Consider the following 23,978-nt stretch of genomic DNA (forward strand, 5'->3'; position numbering starts at 1 on the left):
GGACGAACTTCGATCAGTGCATGTTGATCGTGGCTTTGCCGATCAGTTCGGCACCCGGCATGTCGGCATTCGGATTCTTGACCCGTGCGAGGTAACTCGTCCGTGGTCGGGTTCCGATGTATTGAAGGAGGTCGTAGTTCCGCTCGATGCCTTTCGAGCGCACCATGCGGCTCTTGTCCTCGTCGAGGAGGTTGCCGAAGGAGATCGCATCCGCCGGGCAGGCTTCCTGGCAGGCCACCTTCACGGAGTCCACCGGGATGCGCAGCGTGTTGACGCCGATTTCAGTCGCGGTCGAGTCACCGGTGGCAAGAGCCGCCTGCTTTTGTCCACGCTTCTGGCGGATCGTCGAGTCCTTGAGGCGTTGCACGCAGTAGGTGCACTTTTCCATCACACCCCGCATCCGGACGGACACGTTCGGGTTGCGTTGGAGGTGGGCGGAAGTGCCGACGGTCTTCTCGCCGAGCGGGCCACGGTAGAGGTTGTGGGCGACCAGCGGGTTGCGCTTGTTGTAGTCGAAGAAGTTGAAGCGACGCGCCTTGTACGGGCAGTTGTTCGCGCAATAGCGGGTGCCGATGCAGCGGTTGTAGGCCATGGCGTTGAGGCCGTCCTCGGTGTGGACCGTGGCGTTGACCGGGCAGACCGTTTCACAGGGAGCGGATTCGCACTGCACACAGGCGACCGGCTGCGGAATCATCTCCATGTTCTCTTCGTCGAACACCGGCTTGTCGTTCTCATCGACCACACCATGACCGTGGTCGTCGGTGAGTTGCTGCGAGGCAAAGTAGCGATCCATGCGGATCCAGTGCATCTCACGCCCCTTCGCAAGCTGCTCCTTGCCGACGATCGGGATGTTGTTTTCCGACTGACAGGCGACCAGGCAGGCGTTGCAGCCCATGCAGGAGGTCAGGTCGATGGACATGCCCCACTGGTGGAGCTTGTCGCTGAGGAGTGAGTTGCCCTCGCGGTCCTCGGACTTGTAGAGCGACACGTTTGGAGGGGCATGGGAGTCCATCCCGTGCTTCTTCACCTTGGAGAGCTGCTTCTCGAAATCACCCTTCTTCTTGTCGGCCATCGTCGACACCTCACGGGCGAGGGCACGGCCATACATCGAGTGGTGCTCCTGGACCGCAGCAAGCGTGTAGGCCTTGCCGGTCTTGGCCGGAGCGGCGTCAAGCGCGGCGAAATATGGATTGCCCATGCTGCGCAGCGGATAGGCATCGAAGCCGGTATTCACGCCGACCTGGCCGACGTGGGCTTCGTTCGCGGTGCTGCGGCCGAGTTCGTCATCGGCATTGAACCCCTGACCGTAGCCAAGGGAAACGATCACCGTGTTCTCGGCCTGACCGAAACCGATCTGGACCGGCACTTCGATGGTGGTGCCGTTCACACTCAGGCTGATGAGCTTGCCGGTGCGGTGCTCCCCTTCCCCATCGGGCGGGACGGCGGAAGTCGGGGTTTCAAGGGGCACGACTTCCTCGTAAAGCCCGAGTTCCTTGGCGGTTTTCGGTGCGATGAGGGCCACGTTGTCCCAAGAGATTTTCGAGGTCGGATCCGGAGCTTCCTGAAGCCAGCCATTGTCGATCCAGCGACCGTCGTAGATCGAGCCGTCGGTGGCGAAGATCACTTCGATCTTGTCGCTTTCAGGCTGTGCCTTCTGCGCCTTGGTCAGGGCGGCAGCGTCGAGATTCGGAGTGCCTGCTTCGTACTTCGAATCGGCGAGGAAACCTTCGCGGAGAAGGGTTTTCCATGCCTCTTCCTTGTCACCCGCAAGATCTGAGAAGGTCTTGCGAACTTCGGTGTAGGCGGGGGATGCCGCTTCTTCCTCACCTTCGCCGGTGAGCAGCTTGCCATCATCGGAAAGCAGAGCACTCAGCACTTCAAGCTCGCTGGCGCACTCGTCGTAGAGTGGCAGGATCATCGGCTGCACGATGGTGTAGACCCCCGTCGAGGTGCGCGCATCCGACCAACTCTCAAGGTAGTGGGCCGCGGGCACGTGCCAGGTCGAGGCGTGCGCCGTGGCGTCGGTGCGCAGACCGAAGTGGATGCTGGTCTTCGCCTTGGCGAGTGCTTCACCGAACTTGAGGTCGGCGGGAGCGTCGTAAACGGGGTTGGACGGGGTGAAGAAGAGCACGTGCTCGACGACTCCACCGAGATCCTTCTGCAGTTGGACGATGTCACCGAGGCCTTGGGCGTCGGTCTTGACCACCTGAAGTGCCTTGGCGGCGCCCACGGAACCAAGCTTGGCATTGATCGCCGCAGCGAGGTGATGCACTGCTTCCGGAGCACGCGAACCCGCCACCACGATGGCCTTCTCGCCGCTGGCCTTGAGATCCTTGGCCATGGCATCGATCCATGCGGCAGAACGTCCCTGAGCCGGCTTGCCCTCGACCGCCTTGAGCACTTCCTGAGCGACGGCTACCAGTTCGCTGGGCTTCACGCGCAGGCGGTGATCCGCCATGCCGCCGGTCAGCGAGAAATTGCTTTCCACCTGATACAGGCGATTCATGCCATCGGCGCTCGGCTTGTTCTTGTAGTCCTTCCCTTCCGGCTTGCGGCGATCGAAGAACGGAGTGATCGGACCGACCGGGTCGAGTCCGGCGAAGTCACAGTCGAGGGAAAGAATGCGGTCGGCCTTGGCGAAATCGGCCACCAGACGCTGCCCGTCACCCACTGCCTTGTGAGCTTCTCCTTCGAGGGCTTCGTAGGCGTAGAACTTGGCGTTCGTGAAGGTGGAACCCAATTCCTTCACCAGGCGCGCACGCGACGGTGAGTCATCGCGACCAAACACGAAGCCGATCTTGGCGCTCTTGTCGGCGGCCAGCGCGGCGAATGCCTTCTCGAACTCGGCACGGCCCGAGGGCTTGCCACCCTTCAGCACGCGGCGCGAGCGCGACGGCGAGTAAAGATCGAGCACGGAGGCCTGAGCAAACGAATCGGTGCCGACCTTCTCGGGATGCGAGGTATTCGGAGCCAGCTTGGTCGGACGGCCTTCGAAGCTCGTCACCACCAGCGGCGTCGCTCCGTGAGCACGCGGGAAACTGGAGGCGTAATAGGTCGCCTTCCCGGGGATGACCCACTCGGGAGCATTCGCGTAGGGAAGGATGTAGCTTTCCGGGCGACGGCAGGCGGCCATACCGAAGCCAGCCAGCGCGGTCGAAGCACCCATCAGCTTGAGGAACGAACGACGCGAGGTCTCGGCCTCGGACTCGTCGGCCATCTCAGCGGCTCCCTGGGGAAATTCACGTTCCAGCCAATTGCGGAAATCGGCGGTGTTTTCGAGCTGTCCGACACTACGCCACGAGACAGTTTTCTCGTCGGCGGGGAGGTCGGGGTGTTGCCAGATGCGTTTGCTCATGGGTCGGCGAAAGTAAGAAATCAGTGGTGGCAGGTGGCGCAGGACTCACGCGGCGTGACCTGCCACATTTCTTTGAGCTTGAGGCCCAAATCCTTGGTCGTCGTTACTCCAAGGCGTTCGGCGTTGGTCACACCATTGACCTCCTTGGCGAGATACTTTTCAGGGTCATACTCGAGGTTGTAGACCTCCTCGAGCGGACGGAGGTGCTCCTCAGGCGCACGGTGACACTCGAGACACCAGCCCATCGACAGATTCTGATCCTGATACACGACTTCCATCTGGTCGACGCGGCCGTGGCAGCTCTGACAGGAAATCCCGCGGTTCAAGTGAGCGGAGTGGTTGAAATACACGTAGTCCGGCGTCTTGTGGATGCGGACCCACTCGATCGGCTTGCCGAAATCGGGGTGCTTGAGAAGCGGATCCATCCGGTTGCGCAGCGGCTGAAGCTTCGGGCTGTCCTTCTGCACGTGCTGGTGGCAGTTCCAGCAGGTATTCGAGGTCGGCACGTTCGAGTGACCCGAAACATCGACGAAGGAGTGACAGTAGCGGCAGTCCAAGCCGAGTTGCTCCACGTGGATCCGGTGCGAAAACGGAATCGGCTGCGAGGGCTGGTAACCGACAGCGAGCGTTTTGGGAGTTGCGTAATACGTAAAGCCCGCCACCACGCCTGCCCCGAGGGCTCCGACGCAGATCGCGATCTTGAACGGAAGGAAGTTGGTCCAGCGCGGGAAAATGTTGGCCATGACGGTCGTCGAAAGATGCTCAGCGGGGGGAAACTGGGGGCTTGTGAAAAATTTCACAAGCGATTTCCAGCCCTCTTGGAGGAGGTCCGCCGAGAGGCGGGCGAGTGTGCAAACGAGACCCCAACTGACAACCGGAAAAAGGGGCCAACTGGAATTTTTTCAGATTCTTTCCATTGCACTACGCGTTTTCCCGCGCAGAGTGGCCAGTTTCGCTTATTGAGACCCAATTGAGACCGGTCGCGGACCTCCATTTCCGGAATTCCGCGAACTGTTCCTTCTTCGGCAACTCCTTCCGCGAAGGGTCTTCCTCGAGAAACTCCTGAAACAGCTGCTTCTTCTCTTTCACGTCGGTTTTCCGCTCCTCGAGCGCTTCCTGCGCGGCTCGTGGACCAAGCTCCGGCTCCCCTGCCCGGGTAGATGCCTTGCGTTCGAGACGCTTGAGCCGACGCCCCTGGCGAAGCTGCCCGATCAGCAGCAGGAGCTGCAACACCGCGACGACTGAAAGAAGCACCCAGAGAGTCGTGGGTAACAGCACAGGATCCATGGTTGGCACAAGGGAATGCTATCGCATGCGGTCCACCCGCCAAGCGGGAAACAAGAAGCTCTCCTCGGAAACCTTGCCCGACCCTCTGAGCTCCGCGCTTCCTGCCACCACCCGAAGACCTATCCCTCACGGTGCAGGCTCACCAGGCTCACCGTGCCCTGCGGGATCCCATCGAAATAGGTCAGCGAGAACAGCCCCAGACCAATCGCGAGAACAAGCGCCGCACCGACGATTCGAGCCCGAAGAGCAAAACGAGCCTCCCCTTCCCCGTCCAGCTTCCGATCGATCGCATGTCTACCGAGGATGGCGAGGATGCCGATTCCCGACATGGCGACGGCCATCCCTGCAGAAATCGCGACGACCAGAAGGATCGCCGGACCGAGCAGATCATTGGCCATGCCGAACAGCAGGACGAGCAGAGCACCGGTACAGGGCACACTTCCGACGGCGAGCGCAAGCCAGCCGCTCATTCCCTTCGATGGTTTCTCAGCGGCTTCACACGCTGCGCACGAGTGATGATGACCATGGTCTGCATGCGAGTGAACCCGGCTCCCGGCCCGCACGGCCTTCCACAGCATCCAGCCGCCGATGAGTGCGATGAACGCGTAGCTGACAAGCTTCACGGCGCGGTAATTGGAAGGCGCGGCTCCTGTCGTTTGACGCACAGCGAAGTCCATCACCCAGACGACGATGATCGCGGAAAGGACGTGGAAAACGGCGATCTTGGTGCCCATGGCGACGCCTCGACCCAGGTTGCCGCCCTCGCCAACGAAGTAGGAAATCACGACCGCCTTGCCGTGGCCGGGGCCGAGGGTGTGGACGAGGCCGTAGAGGAAGGCCACCAGCAGGCCGGTCCACAGTGGCCCGGACGACTCGCGGTCCCGGATCGAGCTCATGGTCTTGGTGAACATCAGCGAGACCCGGGTTTGCCAGGATTGCCAGAAGCCGTGCCCCTTCATCGCCTCCGCAGGCACCTCGACCTGGGCGAGCGTGTCCGAATCGGATGCCGAGTACGGTGAGATCCGATCGGTCGTCATGGTGTAGGCGACCTTCACGACCGCACTGCCATCGACGAGGAACAGGTTGTATTCGGCAGGCTTGAGCTCGATTTTTCCTTCGATCCACATCGGAGCGAAGGGTCCCTGATCTTCAATCCCCTCCGGAACGGTGACATGCACCATTTGGTTCGGCGGCGGAGGTGGGGTGTGGATGCAGGCACCGACCCAGGGAACGAGCAGGAACTCGACGATCCCCTTGTTCCCACTTTGCAGCGGCAGCACGTAACCGGGGATGCGGACCTCGCTGCCGTCGATGCCGGCATCGACCTGCTCGGCGCGCCGTTTCCGGTCTTGGGCGACTCGTTCCCGTTGGGAAAGGATCCAATCGACGTCGATCCCCTCGGCCTCGAACTCGGCGACGAGTCTCTTCTCCTGCTTTGCACTCTCCCCATCAGCATCGATCGCGTCACGCTCCCGGAGCATCCGGTAACGGGCGATCAAGCCAAGTTCATGAAGCTGCGACTCGGTCAGTTCGGCGAAGGGGTCGTCGAACTTGACCGGATCACTCGGAAGCAAGTCCTCCCATCGGATCTCGCGCGCACCTTCCGCTGTGACCGCGGATGAGAAGACGGCGAAGCCCGCAAGGAGGAGCAGCCCGATTACCGTCGGCATCAGTCCTTTACGGCGTTCTTGTAGATCACCCCGTCCTTCATGATCAGGTCGAAGTTCTTCTCGGGATCACCGACGAGGTCGAGGTTCTCGAGCGGATTGCCATCGACGAGGATGATGTCGGCATAGGCGCCTTCTTCGATCACCCCAATAGGCCCCAGAGGATAGGGCGTCAGCTTGCCCGAAAGCTTCAGCAGCTCGGCGTTGTCGTAGGTCGCCATCTTCAAGGCCTCGAAGGGCGTGAACCATTTCTGCAACTTCGCCAGCTGGGCACCCTGACGCTTGGCCAGGTCGGCACTGAAGAGCGTGTCGGTGCCGAAGGCGATCTTCACTCCCAGCTCCTTCGCGTGCTTGTAGACGAAGTCCGTGCCGTTGGTGACGAAATCGTATTTCTCCTTCTGGAACTCGTTCAGCGCGGGCGCATCCTCGTCGTCGAGGAAGGGCTGCATGCTGAGCCAGGTGCCCTCCTTTTTCATCCGCTTGAGCGTTTCCAGCGTGGCCATGTGGCCGTGCTCGACGCAGGCGACACCGGCATCGATCGAGTGGTTGACCGCTTCGTCGTTGATCGCGTGGGTGTGGACGTAGGTTCCCCAGTTCTCGGCCACTTCGACCGCTGCCTTCAACTCATCCAGAGTGAACTGCTTGGTGTGAATGGGGTCGTAGGCGGACGTTACACCGCCACCCGCCATCAGTTTGATCTGCGTGGCGCCCTGCATCAGGTTCTCGCGGGTGCGTTTGATGACTTCGGGCAGGCCGTCCGCAATGTAGAACATGTTCTCCCTCTCGAACGAATGGAGGTGGCCGGTCGGAGTGGGAAGGTCCCGGGTCATGCGGAAATCCATGTGACCCGAGGTCTGCGAAATCGCAGGCCCCGATGGGAACACCCTCGGACCAGGGATCAAACCGTTGTTCGTGGCACGGGCGATGTCGAACATGGGCCCGGCCGCATCGCGGACGGTTGTGAATCCGCGGTAGAGCGCGTCGCGCTGCGCGACCGACGTGAGCAGGTTCCAGTAGCCCTCGTTGGTCGTCATGAGTTCGGGGATCGTGGCCGTCGCATAGACGCCGTGCCAGTGGGCGTCGATCAGCCCGGGCATCAGGGTGTGGCCCTTGGCCTCGATCTCGAAGCTCCCGTGGGGTGCTTTCAGATCGGGGGCGATCTTCTTGATTAGCTGGCCTGAGATCAGCACGTCCGCCGTGATCAGATCAGGCTCATGGCCATTGAAGATCTTGGCGCCGCGGATGACGACATTTTCATAACGGACCGCAGGTCCATGATCATGACCGTGAACGATTTCTCCGCCGGGCGCGAGAGCGATGGGCTCGTGGGCGTGGCCGCTTGAGGCCACCACTGCGAGGCTCATGCCCGACAGAATTGCTTTGGTTGTATTTTTCATGGTTGGTCCTTTCGGTTTCGTCATCAGGTGCTGGTCTGATGGATGTCTGCTGCTGGAAATTCGCCAGTTTCCCGAGATGTTTTTCTCCGAAATCTTGCGTAGGGTTGGGGAGAATCAGAAGTAGTAGAAGATGCCGGTCTGGACCCTCTGAGCGGTGCCGCTGCGGCCGTTGACGAGTTCCTGTTCGCCCAGAATGAGTTCGATACCGACACGGATCTGGTCGTTGAAATCGTAGATGACATTGCCGTTGAAAGCCCAGCCATTTTGGATGCTGGTGGGCGGGAGCAACCCGGTGGAACCCAGGCGTGCATAGGCGAATCCGAAGTTGCTGGAGAACTTCTCGGTCCACTCGAGGTGCAGACCGATATTGGCGTTCCAGGAGGTGACGTTCACCACGTCTCCGGTCGGATCAAGGACGGCGTTTGGGGTGCCGGCATTGCCGAATGTGAGGATCTGGCGAGGCGCTCCCTCGCCGTAGGATCCACCGAAGCCGAGATAGTGGGTGTTGTCATCGCTCAGGTAAATCCGGCTGCCGGTAGCGATGTTCCAGCGCAGTTCCCTGTCATCGCCCGTCGCTCCGATCCCGTCCCAGCGGTTTTCACCGACCGAGCCGCCGAGCATGATCAGTCCGTGGTCCCAGTTGTAACCGATGCGCCCGGCGAGCACGGGGAAGTTCGAACGGGAGGTGCCAGTGAGCCCGGAGGGATTGGAGATGCCGGTGTCATCGAAGTCCTCCAGCGCGACCGCCCAGTCGAAGTTGCTGTCGATTTCCTGCTCCCAGCGCACCTGGACCGTCCGCCCGCCGAAGAGCGAGTCACCGGCGGCGAAGTCGAGGAACAGAGGCAACTGCCGTAGCTCCGTGAGGGTGGTCCAAGTCTGGCCGACGAGCAGATTCCCGTATTGGAAGTAGGCGTGGCGAAGGCGTGGGTTGGAATCGTTGGAACCACCGAAAAAGTCGAACTCGGTGAAGAACTTGCTTTCCGGTTGGCCCGGCGAGGTGTTGCGGACCTCGAAGTTGAAGCGGGTCTCGCGCATCTGGAACTCGCTGTAGCTGCCCGGCTGGGGCGTGCCACTGACCGGGATCTGCGAAATCAGGAACTGGCTCGGGTCGCCGCTGCCGGAGAAATCATGGATCAGGTCGACCTTGGCGTAGCCGCCGAAGGAAAAGCGCCAGTCGGAGCCGAAGAGCGGCACGGACTTGAGGAAGTCTCCGTCGGTGAACTCCTCGCCACGTCCAAGACCGGCGATGGGCTGGACATCGAGGATATCCTCATCGTCCGCCTCAGGCAGAGTGGTTGGCGTGTGCTCGATCTTCGGGGTTGGAGCCACCGCCATGCCGGCCTTCGGGCCACCGTATGCGGGCGGAGGGGGCTGGGTGTTCCGGGTTGGTCTCGGAGTGGTCTCAAGCGCAGCGGGTGGCGTGGTCGCCAGAGAATCGACGAGGGTCTCAAGTCGCTCCAACTGCTGAGCCTGCTGCTGGAGACGGTTTTCCTGTTCCTCGAGCTGCTTGCGCTGGCGGGCGATCTCCTGACGGAGTGCCTCAACGTCGGTGTCCTCCGCCAGAGCCCCAATACTTACCGAAAGCATTATGCATGGGATCAGAATCCGATGGTTCGTGGACATGTCGATGAGCTGGAGAAAGCGGTTCCTCGTGTGTCTAGTTTCCGCGGATCCACTTTTCAACGAAGTTGTTGACGACCGGAGTGACGTTGAACCCGATCATCCAGTCCGAACCGAAATTCTCGGGACGCTCGATATAGTAATTGATCTCAGCTTGGAGCTTGACCGGAGTTTTGCCGAACATGACGGTCTTACCCACGGTCAAATTCAAGGGGATGGTCCACTCATTGCTCTTCCAGTTGTAATTCATGATGGGTGTGGTTCCCACCGTCCACCCGCCGCCCGGGAGGAAGTTCAAAAAGACCTGCATCTGCGACGTGTTAAATTCCCCGTCGCGCCAACCGGCCACGTTCCACTGGTGACTGGGGAAGATGCCGTAAACGCCCCAATCTTCGAACTTCGCCAACAGCAACTCAGGCCCAAGTCGCACCTGACCTCCGGCGATGCGGCTGTCGGTTGCGGAAGGCAGGGTGCCGACCATCCCGACAGCCCATAGGAAGCCGTTGGACTCGGTCACTCCGTATCCGATGTCGAACCCGATGTCTCCCAGAGCGGTGACGCCTTCCCAACTCGTCGTCGCGGGATCAAAAACCGGCTGCTCGAACAGTAACGGAAAAGCCGGCCTGACGAAAAGGTTCGCCTTACCACCCGATGAGGTTGGTTCGAGCGAAAAGGGAAAGACCGGTTGGAACAAGAGCGTGAAATTGTCCTGGCTCGCCGAGCCCGGGATGGTCCCATCGTAGAAACGATACTGGTTCTTGAAGGTCAGACTGGCCAGAGAGTTGTTGGGATTGGCGAGTTCGCGGGCGATCTCATCGGCGGTCTTCTCTGGAGCTGGCTCATTGACGAGCGGATAAGCCGCATTTTGCGCCCACGATCCGGTTGAGAGACCCAGGCCGATAGCGAGTGTGAAAATGGGGTGATATGGCAATTTCATGATGGTGCTAATTCCGCGTTTTTCGAGGGGACTGAATGTGATTCCGCATCCGCCGCTTCGACATTGATGCACTCGACCGAGATGATCGGAAGCTGGAGGTCGTAGAGGGAATTGAGGAGGCCGCTGAGCGCGGCCTGATCGATGAGGCGTCCCACCAACACACCGACCGGAGTTTCACCGTTGGCGGTGATCTCGCTGAGGTTCAGTCCATCGAGATGCCTGACGAGTTTCTCGTCAAGTTTGCCCTGAACCGTGATCCGGTAGATGGCCGGGACCGACATGTTCAGTGAGTGGCTGCTTCCGATCATCGGGTCTAGAAATACCGGAAACCTCACCGAGGCGCATGGCCCGAAATGGTGCAAATGAGGGTGCAGGTTGGCCCCGGTTGCGCATGACTACGGGAGTATCCCCAGTCCCGACGCTTTGGCGACCGCCTCTTTACGGCCATGCACACCCAGTTTCCCGTAGATGTTGCTGAGGTGGCGCTTCACCGTTACCGGAGAGATGAAGAGCTTGTCCGCGATCTCCCGGTTGTTGTGGCGCTTCGAGACATGGATGAGGATCTCGTATTCCCGCTTGGAGAGCGCGTCAACGAATGAGCCAGCCGGTGGCTTGGGAACGTCAACCACCATAACCGTGCCCGAACTCGCCGACGGAACCGACTTTGCACGCACGATGCTCCCGATGTAGGCGATCCCCTCCTCGTCGAGTTCGAGCCTTTGGAGCAGGCTCAAGAGGGCGGGCACAGTGGCCGCGATATCGGCGAAGACACGGACTGCTCCGCCGGGCTGGGCGAGGCGCAGGGCCTCCCGTAGGTTCGCGAGAGCCCAATCGCCTTGACCCCTTGCATCATGCCAGAGAGCGCGCAGGACAAGCAGCTCGAAGTGGGCAGCCACCGAGTTCATCTCAGCCGCCGTGCTCACGGTCCTTTCGAGAATCTCACCCGCTTTCTGCAAACTCTCTGCGGTATTGCTCGCCAGCAGGATCTGCACGGGGATGCCGGCGAAATCGTCGAGCAGATTCGCACCGAAGGGCTGTGTGCCGTGGGAGTCCACCCAGGCAAGCGCTTCACAGAGGCGTCCTTCCCGCAGAGCAACGAGGGCTTTCGTCGATTCGTAGCAGAAGACGGCTCGGGGAGCTTTGTGGCGATGCAGAAATTGGTTCATCGGCCCGAGCAGTTCCCGCGCTTCCCCAACCAGGCCCCGGGCTAGCCGGATCATCACCTCCAGTCGCCGATGGAGAAGGAAGTCCTGGGGGTTGGCGAGCAGAGCATCGTCGTCCCGCTCCGCACAAAATCCCGCCGCTTCTTCGAGGTGGTTCAGCTCATAGCTCGCCCATGCGGACTGAAGTCGCGCGTTGACGGCATAGACCCGGAACCCGTGTTCCCGGCAGTGGTCAAAGAAGGGTCCGGCGCACTCGCTAAGGCGGCGAGCGTCTCCAAGGTGGAAATTCAGGTGACACTCGGAGTGGAAGGTTTCCGGATACGGCGCCCCAGCCTCCTCCAGATCCCACCGAATCCGCTCGATCGAACCTCGGGCCAAGGCAACATCACCAAGCGCTCGGTAGGCATTACTGAGCGGCAGGCACAGCAATCCGCGCAATTCAGTCTCCTCCGGCCACAATTGATCGAGTATGCCCTCAACGAGAGCCACGATCTTCTCCCACTTCTTCTGCGCGGCCAAATCGAAGGTTCGTGTCCATACCAAGACTCCGCGGAGATAAAGACCCAGCCTCGCATCCCCATCGAATCCCGCGAGGGCTTCTTCAAGACGATCGGCCGTTTCACGTGCTTCCGCCATGCGGACGGCTTGGGTCAACTGAATGCAGCGTTCGCCCAGCAGCACCGGGTGGGACTCGACTACCGACGGCGGAACCTTTGAGAACCAACGCCGGATCCGGGCTCCGTCGGGGGGATTCTCCAGATTCGAGATCTGCTCGACCAGGAGCTTGCTCACCCCCTCGAGATCATCGGCCTTGAGGAAATGATCAATCGCTTCGGCGATCAGCTTTTGGGAAGCAAACCACATCGCCACGCGCCGATGAATAGCTCGGACTTCCTCCGACGAGTGGCGCGTCTTCAACTCGGCCCACAGCGCATTCTGGAACAAGTGATGGAAACGGAACCAACCGCTTTGCCTGTCGAGGGGGATCACGAAGAGATCGGAGGCCAACAGCCAATCGAGGAAGTCCTGCCCTTCCAGCCCCGGAAACAGCGCGGCGCACAAATCGAGGTTGAAGCGATCCACCACCGATAACCTGAGCATGGCCGCCAGTCGTTCATCATCGATTTGGTCGAAGATCCCCTCAATCAGGAAGTTGCTGATCAAGGCTGGCGCCGAAGGAATCCTGCTTGTGAATTCCGCGACTTCCTCGGCATCGCGCAGCGCCAAGGCGAGCAGGCGGAGGGCCACCGGCCAGCCATCGAGGCGCCGGAGGGCCAGATCCATCAGCTTTGCCGGATCGGTCACCGGAAAGTTGGCTTCCACGAAGGTGCCGACCTCCTCCTCGCTGAATCGGAGGTCACCAAGGCGGATCTCGTTCATGTGACCCTGCCTGCGATGGCGATTCAGGAGGATCGGTGGGTCCCGACGAGTGACGAGGACCAGATGGAAGTTGGAAGGAGGTCGGGCAAGGAACCGATCCAGGAGGTCGCGGATTCCTTGGTGGCTCAGGAAGTGGAAGTCGTCCACGACCAGATGCATGCGGCTTTCCATCTTCAGCAACTCGTTGCTGAACAGGCGAACGACATCGTCGACATCGGGGAGGTCGTCCAAGCTCGCAAGTCTGGCGGACTCTTCGCACGCGCCCGGTAAAGCAACCTGGATCGCACTGACTACATGGAGGAAAAATGCCTCGGGATTGTTGTCGGCCGGGTCAGCTGAGTACCAGGCTGTCCTTTCGGAGGGATCGAAACTTGCCATCCACTGACTGACCAGCGTGCTCTTGCCATATCCTGCGGGGGCGGAGACCAGAGTGAGCGGTACCTTCTTTCCCTCATCCAGTCGGGCCAGCAATCTTGGTCGAGCGATGACATCGTGAGGCAGTTCCGGCCGGAAGAGCTTGGTGAGAACGACTCTGGATTCGATGGGCAATGCGTCTCGAGTGTATGGTTCGCGGTAGCTAAACTCCGAGCCCGTCCGGCGACAAGTCATTAGCCCGAGGATGACCTTCTATTCGTCAGGAGTTGGTCAGCATGGGATCAGTGCCGAAGTTCAAACACCCAGCCCTGATCCACGCGCAACACGCACGCGTCCCCCATCGACTGCAACGGCTCCATCGGATTCGGCTGGGGAGATCCTGATGCCGTCGTTGCACGCACAACAAGATCCAACAAATGATGGCAGGCAGCCACGCCCTCGACCTACACGGTCTTCTTGGAAATCGAGCGGGCGTGCTTCCACCCCGGGATGGCGCGGAAGACGAAATAGGTGGCCAGGACCAGCACGACATCGGTCGGCGTCCATAGAATCACGGGAAACCAGTATTCGCCCCACGGGAGTTTCCCGAATGGAGACAGCCAGTTGATCCCACCCGCGATGGCATCGCAGAATAGATGAAACAGATAGGCCAGTGATCCCGCCAGCACGAGACGCTTGGGACATCGGTCCTTCCAGACAATTGCCACCAGGATGAGCACCAGCGTCATTCCGACCCACGCGGGCAAACCGTGCGACCAACTCGTCTGCCGGGCTGTCAGCGTCAGATGAGGATCGAGCAGGTCCGGCGCGGCCCCGCACAGACCGACCACCACCAACTGCTTGCCGGAAAGCCTCCCTTTCCCCCGCAGGCACGCATGCGCGATGAGCAGCGGGGCCAGTCCATGGGTGACGGTATTCACCCGTTCATTTCAACGGATTACCAAGCCCTGTCGAGTTCTCTCGAACCTCATGTCATACGGCCTTCGCGCGGAAGAATGGCAGGACACGGTTCGCTCCCGTCACCACTCGATCCCCACCCCCTCTTCGGGGATGAGCACCTTGTCGCTCAGCCCGAGACGGTCCGCCTCCTGGAGCAAACGATCGACCGGTTCGTGGAGCGGTTCATTTCCGAGCGGAAAGGTGCCGTAGTGCATGGGAATCATCACCTTCGCGCCGATCTCCGCGAAGGCACGGACGGCCTCCTCGGGGTTCAGGTGCACGTCTCTGCCACTAGGGGCATCGTAGGCCCCGATGGGCATCAGGGCGACGTCGATCCCCGGATGCCGCCGCCCGATTTCGCCGAAGCCATCGAACCACGCCGAATCGCCGCAGTGAAACACACTCTTTCCGCCGGCTTCGATCAGATAGCCACCGTAGTCGCGGTGGGTGTCGTGCAAGTACCTCGCTCCCCAATGGTGGCTCGGAGTGTGGACGATGTGCAGCTCGTCCAGCTCGAGACGCTCCCACACCTTCATTTCGTGGACACTCGGAAATCCCAGCTTGCGCACCAGCGATCCGCTTCCCTTCGGGACCACGATCCCATCGCGTGCCTCGAGCACCTTGAGGCTGGGCTTGTGGAGATGGTCGAAGTGCGCGTGCGTGACGAGGACGAGATCCAGCTCGGGAATGCGGTTCAGCGGCAGCCCGGGCTGACGCTGACGACGCACGAAGCCATGCCATTTCGCCCAGTTCGGATCGATCATCAGCGAATGACCCGCGAATTGCAGGAAGAACCCCGCATGTCCGACCCAGGTCACCCGGACGGATCCATCCGGTGGCGAAGTCAACTCAGGCGACTTCACCGCCCCGTCCGGACGCCGGAACATCCCCGGCACGATCCGGTGGCGGAAGAACTTGTAGTTCCTCTGCGGCCATCCCTTCTGCGGCATCAGACCCGAATAACGGGCTTCCGGCCGCACAGGTGGCTGATCCTGGTCCTGGGATTCCATCGTCACACCCCGATGAAGATCAGCCTTGGTAAGCCGCCGCAATCTTGTCCGCCCAATCCGCAGCGCGCTGCGCGAAACTCCGGTCATCACCGGCGTAGGAAATCCCGCGCGAGACATTGATCACATCCGGTGCGGATCGACCCGCCGCGGCCAACGAAGCAAGGTCGCCACCCTGCGCACCCAGACCGGGCACCAGCAATGGAGCATCCGGCATCTTCGCGAGCACCCCGGCGGCATTCGTCAGGCCGACGACATAGCCGACATCCGTCGCATTCTCCTCGGCAAGAGAGCGCTCTCCCAGTGCAGTCACCAGTTCGAAAACCGAGCGACCGTCGGCGAGTGATTGGCGCTGGAAGTCAGCCGACCCGGGGTTGGATGTCACCGCGAGCAGGTAGATCCCCTTCCCTTCCCAGCCAAGGAAGGGCTCGATGGAATCGTAGCCGAGAAACGGATTGAGGGTCACCGCATCGACCTTCCAATGGGAAAAGTAACTATGGGCATAGTATTTCTGGGTTTCCCCGATATCGCTGCGCTTCGCATCGAGAATCACCGGCACCTCGTCGGGCATCTGCTCGAGCAGTTCCCCGAGCATCTCGATGCCCCGCAGACCCATGGCCTCGAAATACGCCATGTTCGGTTTGAAGGCCGCCGCCCGCTCCCAGGTCTCCGCCACCAGCTTCTTGAGGAAATCCGGCACGGCGTCGATTCCGTCGTCCCCGGGCCGGGGGTCGATCCCGACGCACAGCCGGGATCCGGTCGTTTCAATACGGGCTTGCAGGCGTTCGGCGTAGCGCATGGCCTGATGATTGGCCCAGCAATCCAATCAGGTCAACCTGCGGCGGCATTTTCGCCTCCGACGGGGCGGCAAAAAATTGTCCCGACCCTCGCCAGCCTCCCACTCCGGGTGCCCCCTTCGCTTCCGCACCAATGGAGCCTTCAGGTCGAAAGCCGCATTCTGGAGCCTGCGAACAGTCGCTTTTTACGGAAGCTGTCCGAGAGCATCAGGAAGACGAGACTGCCGAGCTGGACCACGAGCAGCCACATCTTCGCGGTCTGCCCGAGCTCGAAAAACTTGCCGAAACACCCACAATCGGGCTCAAAGCCCAAAGCCATGGCCTGGCCGTTGACGAACAGAAACAGAAGCGTCAGCCCGATCATCAGGCGGACGGCCCCACGGTTCAGCCATCCCGTGACAAGGCACAGGCCGGCAATGACCTCGAGCCAGACGACGACATAGGCCACGGGAAGGTTCCACGGGTCGAGCAGGATGCGGAACTCCGCGACCTGCCGCGAAAACTCGACCACTCCGACCCGGAGCAGCTTGTCGAGGCCAATGGAAAGAAACCAGACCCCGAGCAGCACCCGGAAGCTCAGGACGGTGTAATCCAGTGGTGTCTTGGGTTGCATCGACCTGAAGACTACCGGATCCCGCGACCCACTACCAAGCGCAGACTTCACCGGGTTCGCCCCCGCCCACGAGGCCCGGATCCCGCCCACCTAGGACTCGGGCGTCACCACCACCCGGTAGAACATCCGTGATGAGTTCGCGTCGTCAGTGATCTGCCCTTGCAGCCCGTTCCCGGGAAGGGGCGAGGCGGTGAGATCGTTCCAGCCGCTCAGATCGGCTGACTTCTGGGGCTGATACTGGAATCCGACCTGGGTTTCCCAGCTCAACGTGACGGTATCGGTTTCCACATCCAGACGAGTGGTCGGAATCAGGATCACGGGTGAACCCACCACCCGTTCGAGCCCAAACTCCTGGTTGGCACTGGCCGCCGCCGTTTGTTGCTCCAAATGGGCACCGTCACCGGATTGTCCCGCGGGGATGCCCCATGACAGACCGCTACCCACGAACTTGAATCGAAACGTCCCGTTGGGCTGAGGGGCCAGATGGAGGCCATGCGTCTCCCCGGATTCAGCAGCGAACAATCGGGTGTCCGTCCCCGGCGCGGATTCCTCCGGGGCCACCCCGATCACCCGAGGCAGCGCGCTCAGGCTCGCAGCCTTCAGCGCCGCCGTGTCTCCACCGATGAACCGCCACCGGAACGGAGGTGAGTCGGACCACGCCTGCTGGACGATGGAGGTGCCCAGCGCGTTCTCCCCATTCTGGAGACCGAGGTATTTGCCCGAGGATGTGCGAATGTGGTAGTCGCCCCAGGGCAGCAGTCGCCAATGCTGGTGATGTCCGTTCGTATCGGTGTTCTGCTGGATCTTCGCGTTGTTGGCCAACGAGGCGTTCTCCACCTCCAGCACCAGATCGCTGCCCTCGTTGCGCAGTTTGAAATACCCATCCCCCGCGTCCTCCAGCACGAATTGCTGGGACGGATGGTCCCCCAGGTCATCCCTGCAAACCAACCGCGCGCCCGCCACCGTCGATTCCCCTTCGATGCTTGCACACTTGCTGCTGACCCATGACTGGATGCGGAACGCCTCTCCACCGGGCGTGGTCGCCAGCGCCCAGCGATGATTCGGTGCGGTCACCGTGAGCGGCCACTGGTTGATGGCGGCCCCCTCGTTGCGGTTCACTCCGCTCAGATCCATGGCCATGCCACTGTGCCGGTTGACGAGGTGGAAATAGGCCGGATGGGCCACCGGCCTGCCCACGGGATCATTCGTTCGGTAGATCAATTCGGCCCGGGTGGCATCGACGAAGTCCATCACGACCACTCCGAAGCGCCCGCTCGGATTCTCCGTGAAGTAGGTTTCGAGCTTCGGATTCATGAAGTCCGACACCGTTGGAATGCTCGGAATCCCGAACAACCCGCTCTTGTAGCCACTGGAAAAATTCACATAAAGCGTATCCGCCCCACCGAAGCCGGCTTCAGCCAGCAAGGCCTCGACCGCACTCCACTTGTCGTCATTACTAGGAACCACGTAGCGATCCTGAACACGCAACCTTCCCGTTTGATTGAAGCTCGTGTTGTCGGGCCAGACCGAGGCATTGATACCCTTCGGGGTCGACGACGCACCGAAGCGCCTGAACAGGACGATCTTGCCGCGCGCCTCATCCAGCGTCGGGACCTCCCACCCCAACTTCCAGCGACCCGGATTCTGCGCCACATAGCTGTCGAAGGTGGCCTCGAAGGAGCGCGTGTTTCCGGAAGCCTGATACTCCTGCTTCACGCTCATGATCACCGTCTCTCCGGGATTGGCATCGAGGAAAGCCAGCACATCCGTGAGAACATCCGTGAAGTTGATGTTCTGATAGACCTGCCCGTGGTGAATCGTGAAGGAGTCGTTCAAATGGCGGCAGCGGATATCGAGAAAGCGGACGCCAATGGCCAGTTGCTCACCGATGGTCAGGTTCTGACAGATCGCAGTTCCGGGAAATGGCTCGAACCGGGCACCCGAGTCGTGCGTTCCGGGAATCGACAACTGACTCAGCGGCAAGTCTCCGTCCAACGAGCTCATCCAGTCGTTCCCGGCGGCTGACGCCACAACCCGGCCCGCCAGCGCGAACAGCATGGAGCAGAAGATGGGGAGTAGGAGGTGCCTCACGACCATGGACCTTCGCGGAAATCCGCGCGGATGCCAGTCTTTGCTCCTGTCCGATTCTGAGGAAACGATGGTCTGATCCGAAAGCATCGGTTTCGTTTCGCGATCGCCCGTGATTTCCGCTAGGGTCGCGGGATGAAGGCTCTGGTCAACCTCTTGGCGGTTTTGCTGCCCCTCCTCCCCGGGACCCTCGAGGCAGGATCCCTGCGACACGCCAAGCCGGACACAAAAAGCTACGAATTTCAGGATGGCGACATCGTCTTCCAGGGAAATGCCTGCCCTCAGAGCGACGCGGTCCGCGCGGCCACCGACTCCCGATTCACCCACTGCGGCGTGGTCTTTTCCCACGAAGGAAAGTGGATGGTCATGGAGGCGATCCACCCGGTGCAGATCACCCCGCTGAAGCAATTCGTCGACCGCAGTCTGCCGGACACCTTCCACGCCATGCGGCTCCGGAATGCGCCGGACAAGACCAGCATCGCTCAGGCAAAGGCATGGGCGACCCGGCAAGCCGGCTTGCCATACGATTTGAAATTCCAGTGGGACGATGAGGCATTGTACTGCTCCGAATTTGTCTGGAAGCTCTATGACCGGGCGGGAGTGCGTCTGTGCAAGACACGCAGCTTCAAGAACTACAAGCTGGATTCCCCGGTCGTGAAGCGGGTCATCGACCAGCGCTACGGCGGCATCCACAACCTACCACCCGACGAACCGGTTGTCGCCCCTTCCGACCTCGCCGCCTCCCCCTTGCTGGTCGAGGTGCCACATGCGGGCGGAAAGAAGCTGCGCTAGCGCCTCTCGGATACAGACCACCTTCAGTATTGGACGTCGGCCCAGCAGCGTTCAGTGTCCGCACGTGTCCGTCACCGAACTCCTCCAACAACTCGTCCGAATCCCTTCGGTCAATCCCGACAATAGCCCGGGAACCGACCAAGTCGGAGAAGCCCGCCTCGCCGAATTCCTCGGAGAATGGCTCAGGGACCTGGGAGCGCATGTCGAGATCGAGGAGATCCTCCCGGGACGACCGAATCTGATCGCCCGTTTCGGCCCCATGGATGACCGGCCGCGCATCCTGCTGGGACCCCATCTTGATACGGTCGGCGTCGAGGGCATGACCATCGACCCATTCGCCGCCGACATCCGGGATGGGAAAATGTGGGGCCGTGGCACGTCCGACACCAAAGGGCCGATGGCCGCCATGCTCTGGGGGCTTCAACAGCACGCCGCGCTGCTCGAGAGCGCTCCGGTCGCCGTCGATTTTGTCGCCTTCATGGGTGAGGAAAGCGGGCAATGGGGATCGAAGCGCTTCGCCGAACAGCATGCGGACGACTACGAATTCGCCATCGTCGGCGAACCCACATCGCTCGATGTGGTTCACACCACCAAGGGTTCGATGTGGGCCACCCTGCGGACCACCGGCAAGGCCGCACATTCGTCCCAACCCGAGCGCGGCGAGAATGCGGTGATGAAGCTCGCCCGCGCGCTCGACCGGATCGAAACCCGGCTTTCGCGCACGCTCGCCGAGTTCACGCATCCGGTGCTCGGGCATTCCACCCTCAACGTGGGCGTGATCCGCGGTGGCACCCGGCCGAACATCGTGCCCGACTGGGCGGAGGCCGAAATCGACATCCGCACCACCCCCTCCCTTCGCGATGCCGGCGGGCCCTTGAGGGTGCTGCAGGAAGAAGTCGTGGTGACCGGCGTGGAGATCGTCGACCCCCATGACAATCCGCCGATGGAAACCGACACCTCCCACCCGTGGATCAAACGCATCCAATCGGTGCGCCCCGCAAGCTCCTGCGTGGGTGCTCCATGGTTCTCGGACGCCGCCCACCTCGCCGCCAGAGGCTTGCCGTCGGTGTGCCTCGGGCCGGGATCCATCGATCAGGCCCATACGGCCGATGAATTCATCGAGCTCAAGGCACTCGAAGAAGGCGCTGAGTTCTTCAGCCAGTTCATTCAGGCGACCGTGACCCATCCCCCATCCCCGATTGCATGACCACCGTTCTGGAGATTCTCGACAAGGGCACCGCCTATCTGGAGAAACGCGGCATCGCAGAGGCGCGGCGCAACATGCAGATGTTGGTCGCCCACCAACTCGATTGCACCCGCATGGACCTCTACCTGCGCTTCGACGAGCCGATTCCCGAGGAGCAACTCGAACCCCTCCGCACCGCCCTCAAGAAGCGCGGTGAGGGCGTCCCCGTGCAGCACTTGATGGGAACCGTGTTTTTCCGCGCCCACGAGTTCAAGACCGACGCCCGGGCGCTGATTCCCCGCCCCGAAACGGAGGAACTGGCGGAATGGCTGGCCAAGAACGTCAGCCTCGGAGCCGAAGCCGAAGTCCTCGACATGGGCTGCGGCTCCGGCGTGCTCGGTCTGTCACTGGCGACGGATTTCCCCACAGCGAAGGTCACCCTGGCCGACGTGTCCGCCGATGCCCTCACCCTCGCCCGCGAGAATGCCGCATTCACTGGCCTGGAGGACGTTGAGTTCGTCGAATCCGACCTCTTCACGGGCTTGGCCGGGCGAAGCTTCGACCTCATCGTCGCCAATCTTCCCTACGTGCCCGACGGCGAGCGCAGCACGGTGGCCATCGAAGTCCGCCACGACCCCGAACTCGCGCTCTACTCAGGAAAAGACGGACTCGACCTGATCCGACGCTTTATCCCCGAAGCACTCAGCCATTTGAAACCCAACGGATGGCTGGCCCTCGAAATCGGACACGATCAATCGGCTGCCGTCGAAGCACTGATGACTCGCGCGGGACTGAGGGACGTCTTGACCCTGAACGACCTCTCTGGCATTCCCCGTTTCCCGATTGCGCGGGCCCCCGAAGCCTAGCATCCCACTTCCTTCCCGACTTTTCCCAATGGACAAACTCCTCGTTCACGGCGGCACTCCCATCCACGGCGCCATCACGATCTCCGGCTCGAAGAATGCTTCACTCCCGATTCTCGCCGCCACGCTCCTGACCGAGGACGACTGCGTCATCCGCAAGGTGCCCGATGTCTCGGACGCCAACTACATGGTGCAGATCCTGACCGGCCTCGGCGCCGACGTGGAGCGCTTCTCCGGCACCGTCCGGGTGAACGCGGAAAAGATTTCCGACACCGCTCCCTACGACATCGTTCGTCGCATGCGCGCATCCGTCTGCATGATGGGCCCGCTCCTCGCGCGCAAGCACCGCTGCGTGGTCGCCCTCCCCGGGGGCTGCGTCATCGGGGACCGCCCGATCGACCTGCACATCCGCGGGCTTGAGGCACTGGGTGCCAAGCATGAAGTCGAGGGAGGCAACGTCATCCTGTCCGCCCCGGACGGACTGAAGGGTGCCACCATCGACCTCTGTGGTGACAATGGACCGACCGTGCTGGGCACCGACAACGTCATGATGGCGGCCACGCTCGCCGAAGGCACCACCACCATCACCTCGGCCGCTTGCGAGCCTGAAGTCGTCGACCTCGCTGACTTCCTCAATGCCATGGGTGCCAAGGTTCGTGGCGCAGGCACGCCCGTGATCACCATCGAAGGCGTGAAAAAACTCCATGGCTGCGTGCACGCCGTCATCCCGGACCGGATCGAAGCCGGCACCTTCATGGTCGCCGCCGCCCTGGCTGGAGAAGGCGTCACCCTGCGCCGTGTGCGCGAAGGGCATCTCGTATCCATCACAAGCGCCCTGCGCAAGGCCGGGCACCAGGTCCACTTCAACGACAACGGCGACGCCTGCACGATCCATCGTGGCGACACCCCGATGCCCGCCGAGATCGTGACTGAACCCTACCCGGGCTACCCGACCGACATGCAGGCCCAGATGACCGCCCTGTTCGCCACCACCCCCGGCACCAGCGTGGTGGTCGATACGATTTTCCCCCAGCGCTTCATGCACTGCGCCGAGCTCAAACGCATGGGCGCCGACATCCACGTGGCCGATGGGAAAGCCATGATCACCGGCGTCGAGAAGCTCTCTGCCGCTCCGGTCATGGCCAGTGACCTGCGTGCCTCCGCGGCCCTCGTCCTGGCAGCCCTCACTGCCGAAGGCACCACCGAGATCAACCGCCTCTATCACATCGACCGTGGCTACGAGCACATTGATGAGAAACTCGAGGCCCTCGGCGCCAATGTCGAACGCGTCCGCGAAGGCTGAGGTCCTTCCCGACTGAACTCCGCAAGCCGGAGAACCAAGACCGGGAAGCCCTTGGCGCCGCCTCCTTTCCGGTTCTAACCCACGAGGGTCCGGTAGATGCCCACAATCTTGTCGGCCGCAGCGCGCCATGTCGCGGCGTCGGCCTCTTCCCTCACCCTCCGACCCAGGTCCGCACGCCGGGATTCATCCCGCAGCAGCTCCATGATGCGCGATGCGAATCCATTCACGTCACCGACGCCCACCACCGGATTCGACCGCAGCACTTCGCTCACACCAGCTTGGCCGGAAAGGACCGTCGGCACGCCGAACTGGGCGGCTTCCAGCGCGACCAACCCGAAGGGTTCGGAACGCGAAGGCATGCAACATACCGTGGTGCGGGCGAGAAGTTCCTGAATCTCGGATCGTTCGAGAAAACCCGGGAAACGGATACGATCCGCGAAAGGAGAATGAGCCACCCGCTCCCGCAGGGCGTCGAGAAGGACGCCCCTCCCCGCCATGACGAACTCCACATGCGGCAACCGTGCCGCCACTTGGAAAGCCGCGTCCAAAAACACATCGGGAGCCTTCTGCCCGGTCATCCGCCCCATGAAAAGCACGCAAGGTCCGGGCACCTCGGCCCTCGATGCGTTCACCTCGGTGACCCCGTTATGGACGATCCGAATCTTGCCTGGATCCACCCCGTAGTGGTCCACCGCCATGCGCGCCGTGTACTGGCTGACGACGATCACCCGATCAGCCGCATGCATGCCTTCTCTTTCGATTCCCTGGATCCAGGATGAACCGGATGGGCCGGATCGATCGATCTCCAATGAGTGGATGTGGGCTACAAACGGAATGCCCCTCTCCGCTTGAATGCTCATTGCGGCGGGAAACGACATCCAGTCATGGGCATGGATCAGCCCGGCGTTCGCCTGCTGATCCAGGATCTCCCGGGTAAAGGCATCCACCCGTTCACCGAGGTCTCCGAGATCATCCCCTTCATAAGCTCCGACCTGCTCACCGGACGCCACGACCCGGAGATCCACCAAACCCTTCAACTCCTCCGCCAAGCCCGCGCACGCCACTCCGAGACCACCGGTCAGCATCGGGGGGAACTCCCAGCACGGCATGAGAACATTCAATCGAGAAACCACTCCCGACACCCTGACCATCCCCCCATGCCCGGAAAGCAAAAAAGGCCGACCCCGTGTCACGGGGCCGGCCTGGAAT

At 61.6% G+C, this 23,978-nt stretch carries 19 protein-coding genes; 4 read left to right on the plus strand and 15 right to left on the minus strand.

The genetic code is table 11. The annotated features are described in order from the left end of the window. Positions 1-13: 13 nt before the first annotated feature. The 14 genes from JIN81_RS04765 to JIN81_RS04830 all read right to left on the minus strand — a co-directional run bounded on the left by JIN81_RS04765 (position 14) and on the right by JIN81_RS04830 (position 18,628). On the minus strand, positions 14-3,355 hold the full coding sequence (locus JIN81_RS04765) for a TAT-variant-translocated molybdopterin oxidoreductase (protein ID WP_200277149.1): 3,342 nt from the start codon (positions 3,353-3,355) through the stop codon (positions 14-16). Positions 3,356-3,375: 20 nt separating this feature from the next. Next, positions 3,376-4,098, minus strand: a complete 723-nt coding sequence (locus JIN81_RS04770; RefSeq protein WP_200277152.1) for a cytochrome c3 family protein — start codon at positions 4,096-4,098, stop codon at positions 3,376-3,378. A 178-nt stretch (positions 4,099-4,276) separates the two neighbouring features. After that, entirely contained in the window at positions 4,277-4,642 is a 366-nt protein-coding gene (locus JIN81_RS04775; protein ID WP_200277155.1) for a hypothetical protein, read from the minus strand. A gap of 119 nt (positions 4,643-4,761) precedes the next feature. After that, positions 4,762-6,312: a HoxN/HupN/NixA family nickel/cobalt transporter gene (locus JIN81_RS04780; protein ID WP_200277158.1), complete on the minus strand. Its 1,551-nt coding sequence runs from the start codon at positions 6,310-6,312 to the stop codon at positions 4,762-4,764. Beyond that, the gene (locus JIN81_RS04785; protein WP_200277161.1) at positions 6,312-7,706 is read right to left on the minus strand and encodes a metal-dependent hydrolase family protein; all 1,395 of its coding nucleotides are present in this window, start codon (positions 7,704-7,706) and stop codon (positions 6,312-6,314) included. Before JIN81_RS04785 ends, JIN81_RS04780 begins: the two co-directional genes overlap by 1 nt. A gap of 114 nt (positions 7,707-7,820) precedes the next feature. After that, the gene (locus JIN81_RS04790; protein ID WP_234044494.1) at positions 7,821-9,329 is read right to left on the minus strand and encodes a DcaP family trimeric outer membrane transporter; all 1,509 of its coding nucleotides are present in this window, start codon (positions 9,327-9,329) and stop codon (positions 7,821-7,823) included. 34 nt (positions 9,330-9,363) lie between these two features. Further along, positions 9,364-10,263 carry a hypothetical protein gene (locus tag JIN81_RS04795; protein WP_200277167.1) on the minus strand — a complete coding sequence of 300 codons (900 nt, stop codon included), beginning with the start codon at positions 10,261-10,263 and terminating at the stop codon, positions 9,364-9,366. Next, a complete protein-coding gene (locus JIN81_RS04800; RefSeq protein ID WP_234044495.1) occupies positions 10,260-10,571 on the minus strand; it encodes a hypothetical protein in 312 nt (103 codons plus the stop codon). The genes JIN81_RS04795 and JIN81_RS04800 overlap by 4 nt, the downstream gene beginning before the upstream one ends. Before the next feature lie 87 nt (positions 10,572-10,658). Then, positions 10,659-13,355, minus strand: coding sequence for a winged helix-turn-helix domain-containing protein (locus tag JIN81_RS04805; RefSeq protein WP_200277172.1), 2,697 nt, complete (start codon positions 13,353-13,355; stop codon positions 10,659-10,661). Between the two features lie 269 nt (positions 13,356-13,624). After that, positions 13,625-14,101 carry a metal-dependent hydrolase gene (locus tag JIN81_RS04810; RefSeq protein ID WP_200277175.1) on the minus strand — a complete coding sequence of 159 codons (477 nt, stop codon included), beginning with the start codon at positions 14,099-14,101 and terminating at the stop codon, positions 13,625-13,627. 99 nt (positions 14,102-14,200) lie between these two features. Next, complete coding sequence (locus tag JIN81_RS04815; RefSeq protein ID WP_200277178.1) at positions 14,201-15,130, minus strand: MBL fold metallo-hydrolase; 930 nt, start codon at positions 15,128-15,130, stop codon at positions 14,201-14,203. Positions 15,131-15,149: 19 nt separating this feature from the next. Continuing rightward, positions 15,150-15,926, minus strand: a complete 777-nt coding sequence (gene pyrF, locus JIN81_RS04820; RefSeq protein WP_200277181.1) for an orotidine-5'-phosphate decarboxylase — start codon at positions 15,924-15,926, stop codon at positions 15,150-15,152. Positions 15,927-16,066: 140 nt separating this feature from the next. Beyond that, positions 16,067-16,537: a DoxX family protein gene (locus JIN81_RS04825; RefSeq protein WP_200277184.1), complete on the minus strand. Its 471-nt coding sequence runs from the start codon at positions 16,535-16,537 to the stop codon at positions 16,067-16,069. Between the two features lie 90 nt (positions 16,538-16,627). Further along, positions 16,628-18,628 (minus strand): phosphatidylinositol-specific phospholipase C domain-containing protein, encoded by a 2,001-nt coding sequence (locus JIN81_RS04830; protein WP_325100847.1) that lies wholly within the window; start codon positions 18,626-18,628, stop codon positions 16,628-16,630. Between the two features lie 132 nt (positions 18,629-18,760). On the opposite strand from JIN81_RS04830, the gene JIN81_RS04835 reads away from it, so the two are divergent. The 4 genes from JIN81_RS04835 to murA all read left to right on the plus strand — a co-directional run bounded on the left by JIN81_RS04835 (position 18,761) and on the right by murA (position 22,769). After that, positions 18,761-19,417, plus strand: a complete 657-nt coding sequence (locus JIN81_RS04835; RefSeq protein WP_200277191.1) for a YiiX/YebB-like N1pC/P60 family cysteine hydrolase — start codon at positions 18,761-18,763, stop codon at positions 19,415-19,417. 64 nt (positions 19,418-19,481) lie between these two features. Further along, complete coding sequence (locus JIN81_RS04840; RefSeq protein WP_200277194.1) at positions 19,482-20,624, plus strand: M20 family metallopeptidase; 1,143 nt, start codon at positions 19,482-19,484, stop codon at positions 20,622-20,624. Next, on the plus strand, positions 20,621-21,469 hold the full coding sequence (gene prmC, locus JIN81_RS04845; protein ID WP_200277197.1) for a peptide chain release factor N(5)-glutamine methyltransferase: 849 nt from the start codon (positions 20,621-20,623) through the stop codon (positions 21,467-21,469). Before JIN81_RS04840 ends, prmC begins: the two co-directional genes overlap by 4 nt. Before the next feature lie 28 nt (positions 21,470-21,497). Then, positions 21,498-22,769, plus strand: coding sequence for a UDP-N-acetylglucosamine 1-carboxyvinyltransferase (murA, locus tag JIN81_RS04850; RefSeq protein WP_200277201.1), 1,272 nt, complete (start codon positions 21,498-21,500; stop codon positions 22,767-22,769). Between the two features lie 74 nt (positions 22,770-22,843). Here murA and JIN81_RS04855 read toward each other — a convergent pair whose 3' ends face one another. Next, on the minus strand, positions 22,844-23,878 hold the full coding sequence (locus JIN81_RS04855) for a glycosyltransferase family 4 protein (protein WP_200277204.1): 1,035 nt from the start codon (positions 23,876-23,878) through the stop codon (positions 22,844-22,846). Positions 23,879-23,978 lie beyond the last annotated feature (100 nt).

It is taken from the genome of Haloferula rosea (genome assembly GCF_016595525.1).
In the GTDB taxonomy this organism is placed as follows: Bacteria; Verrucomicrobiota; Verrucomicrobiia; order Verrucomicrobiales; family Akkermansiaceae; genus Haloferula; species Haloferula rosea.